This window comes from Enterobacter cloacae complex sp. GF14B, assembly GCF_004136805.1.
In the GTDB taxonomy this organism is placed as follows: domain Bacteria; phylum Pseudomonadota; class Gammaproteobacteria; order Enterobacterales; family Enterobacteriaceae; genus Enterobacter; species Enterobacter hormaechei_C.
Map to the genome: position 1 here is coordinate 1 of NZ_QFRV01000178.1, position 2,985 is coordinate 2,985.

Consider the following 2,985-nt stretch of genomic DNA (forward strand, 5'->3'; position numbering starts at 1 on the left):
GCCATGCCAAACGCCGTGCCCAGCAGCGTTCCCAGCGCCAGCATCGGGGCAAATATGCCGCCCGGTGCGCCGGAGGAGAAGCACAGCACGGTCGTGATAACCCGCGAGATAAACATAAACAGCAGCAGCCCCACGCTGAAATTCCCCGCCGCGGCAATGGGAATCAGGCCGAAACCGCCGCCCGCCGCGTTCGGTTCGATGAAGCCGAGGATCCCGCACACGCCGCCAAGCAGGCCCCCCACCAGCACCCATTTCGTGGTATTTCCGCCATGGATGCGCTGAAACATATCCTGAGCCCGTAAAATCAGGGTGTTAAAAAGCGGGCCAACGACGCCAAAAATCATCCCAAGAACCAGATACAGCCACAAAGTATTGACCGGCGCATTGGTCAGCTTGCCAACTTCAATCACCGCCCCTTCGCCATTAAAGACGCGAAAGACAATGCTCGACATAATCACGCCGGTAAACACCGCTTTAATGGAGATCAGGTTGTAGCGGAACTGGGCGCGCATCTCTTCAATGATAAACAGGATACCCGCCAGCGGCGCGTTAAACGCCGCAGACAGCCCCGCCGCCGCCCCCGTCGCCAGCAACGTATGCCGTGCTTCGGCGCTGCGCATACGGAACAGATCGCCGACCATGCGCCCGACGTTACCGCCCAGCTGTACCGTTGGCCCTTCCCGACCGAGCACCATGCCCGCCCCGAGCGTTCCCATCCCGCCGATAAATTTCACAGGAAGTACCCGCCACCAGCGAACCGGGCGTAGCTCCTCCAGCGCCCCCTCAATTTCCGGGATCCCCGAGCCGCCCGCTTCGGGTGCGAATTTACGTACCAGGAAATAGCCCACCATGGCAAACAGGGCCGAAAGGCCAAAGGCCCACACCCAGACCAGCCATTCCCGATCCGCAAAGCTGGCGACGGTGCCTATGCGCCAGTTGAGCACCGCGTTGACGGCTTTTTCAAACGCGACGCCCACGAGACCGGCCAGCGTGCCCACAACGGCAGCTGCCAGCAGAATGGCCAACGGGGTTTTGTCACGGTTGAGCAGCCGCCGGATGCTGACCCGGCGCTTCGCGCGCGTAAACTGCTGTTGTTCAAAAGACGGAGTGTTCTCGTTCATTACCTTTTCTGTTTCGTCATACAAATGGCCGCAGGGATTTTACCAGAGACAGTCCCCTCGTCCCCTGAAAAATACTTAACAATTGTTAAGCCCTTTACGGGGCAAAAATTTTATAACCTCATCCGAATCACTTAGAATAGTTGCCTTAACTTATTTCTACGAACCAGGAACGACGCCATGAGCAAGTCTGAAAACCTCTACAGCGCAGCCCGCGAGCTTATCCCAGGCGGCGTAAACTCACCGGTGCGCGCCTTTACCGGCGTGGGTGGCACCCCGCTGTTTATCGAACGTGCGGATGGCGCATATCTGTATGATGTGGATGGTAAAGCCTATGTCGATTACGTCGGCTCCTGGGGCCCGATGGTACTGGGCCACAACCACCCGGCGATCCGCAACGCGGTGATTGAAGCCGCTCAGCGCGGCCTGAGCTTCGGCGCGCCAACCGAGATGGAAGTTAAAATGGCGGAGCTGGTCACCGAGCTGGTGCCAACGATGGACATGGTGCGTATGGTGAACTCCGGTACGGAAGCGACCATGAGCGCCATCCGTCTGGCGCGCGGCTTTACCGGCCGTGACAAGATTATCAAGTTCGAAGGCTGTTACCATGGCCACGCCGACTGCCTGCTGGTAAAAGCCGGTTCCGGCGCGCTGACGCTCGGTCAGCCTAACTCTCCGGGCGTGCCGGCTGACTTCGCAAAACACACCCTCACCTGCACCTATAACGATCTGGACACCGTTCGCGCGGCGTTCGAGCAGTATCCGCAGGAGATCGCCTGCATTATCGTCGAACCGGTGGCGGGCAACATGAACTGTATCCCACCGCAGCCTGACTTCCTGCCGGGCCTGCGCGCACTGTGCGATGAGTTCGGCGCGCTGCTGATCATCGACGAAGTGATGACCGGTTTCCGCGTCGCACTGGCGGGGGCGCAGTCATACTACGGCGTCGAGCCGGATCTGACCTGCCTCGGCAAGATCATTGGCGGCGGCATGCCTGTCGGCGCGTTTGGCGGCCGTAAGGACGTAATGGACGCACTGGCGCCAACCGGTCCGGTTTACCAGGCGGGTACGCTCTCCGGTAACCCGATTGCGATGGCGGCGGGCTTTGCCTGTCTGACCGAAGTGGCGCAGCCGGGCATCCACCAAACCCTGACGGACCGGACGACGCAGCTGGCAAACGGTCTGCTGGAAGCCGCAGAAGACGCGGGTATTCCGCTGGTGGTAAACCACGTCGGCGGGATGTTCGGGATTTTCTTCACCGAGGCGAAAACCGTGACCTGCTATCAGGACGTGGTGAAATGCGACGTGGAACGCTTCAAACGCTTCTTCCACCTGATGCTGGTAGAAGGCGTGTATCTGGCCCCGTCAGCGTTTGAAGCGGGCTTTATGTCCGTGGCGCACAGCGAAGAAGATATCAATAACACCATCGACGCAGCGCGTAAGGTGTTTGCGAAGCTGTAAAATGTGCGGCTTGATGCCCTCACCCCAGCCCTCTCCCTCAAGGGAGAGGGAGCAAACACTAAAACGGCAATCTAAGGATTGCCGTTTACTTTTATTACCGACTCTGCTTTCTCAACAGATATATAAAGTACGGCGCGCCGATAAAGGTCGACAGCAGGCCCGCCGGGATCTGATACGGGAACAGCACCATCCTTCCGCACCAGTCAGCAAAGACCAGGATCGCCCCGCCCGTCAGCGCAGAGATCACGATATGTGGCAAAGTCCTGCGGAAGCCCATCATACGGGCGATATGCGGCGCCATTAATCCGACAAAACTGAGCGGGCCAATGGTCATGGTGGCCGTCGCCGTCAGGCACGCGGCCAGCAGCAGCAGGGCGATACGCGTTGGCGTCAGCGCCAGCCCAAC

The 2,985-nt window shown here is 59.4% G+C and carries 3 protein-coding genes; 1 reads left to right on the forward strand and 2 read right to left on the reverse strand.

Annotation, left to right across the window (positions count from 1 at the left end; genetic code table 11):
- Positions 1-1,121: H(+)/Cl(-) exchange transporter ClcA (gene clcA, locus DD606_RS24330; RefSeq protein ID WP_129259352.1), on the reverse strand; the 1,121-nt coding region annotated here is incomplete at its 3' end.
- Positions 1,122-1,298: 177 nt separating this feature from the next.
- On the opposite strand from clcA, the gene hemL reads away from it, so the two are divergent.
- Complete coding sequence (gene hemL, locus DD606_RS24335) at positions 1,299-2,579, forward strand: glutamate-1-semialdehyde 2,1-aminomutase (protein WP_032608536.1); 1,281 nt, start codon at positions 1,299-1,301, stop codon at positions 2,577-2,579.
- A gap of 94 nt (positions 2,580-2,673) precedes the next feature.
- Here hemL and DD606_RS24340 read toward each other — a convergent pair.
- Positions 2,674-2,985 (reverse strand): iron chelate uptake ABC transporter family permease subunit (locus DD606_RS24340; protein WP_139158355.1); only part of this gene is annotated, 312 nt, incomplete at its 5' end.

Bases quoted from the DNA above. Each gene is read 5' to 3' on its own strand.
- hemL (WP_032608536.1), top strand. From the start codon at position 1,299: ATGAGCAAGTCTGAAAACCTCTACAGCGCAGCCCGCGAGCTTATCCCA.